1 protein-coding gene is annotated in these 234 nt (G+C 72.6%); it reads right to left on the bottom strand.

The genetic code is table 11. The features are described from left to right. A partial coding sequence (locus I8N67_RS42125; RefSeq protein WP_443729061.1) for a Mu transposase domain-containing protein occupies positions 1-234 on the bottom strand: 234 nt, incomplete at both ends.

Raw genomic sequence — 234 nt, 5'->3', positions numbered from 1 at the left:
GGTGGACTGCCAGCAAGGTGATGCCCTGGGCGTCGGGCACGGTGGAGTGCAGCGCGACCGTGCCGGCCGACGCCCTGACCTCGACCAGCTGGCGGTGGCGGACCTTGACGGCGGGCACCGAGTAGAGGTTGGCGTCGAAAGCGACCAGGCAGTCCTTGGCCACGTGCCGCAGAAACCGGTCGGCGACGACGTAGGGGCGGGCGGGCACCGGCCGCAGCGCCGCGTGATCACGCG

The sequence above is a fragment of the Streptomyces adelaidensis genome (genome assembly GCF_016598475.1).
In the GTDB taxonomy this organism is placed as follows: Bacteria; Actinomycetota; Actinomycetes; order Streptomycetales; family Streptomycetaceae; genus Streptomyces; species Streptomyces adelaidensis.
The sequence above is the reverse complement of the archived record's forward strand: the minus strand, read 5'-3'. Positions and strand labels throughout refer to the sequence as shown.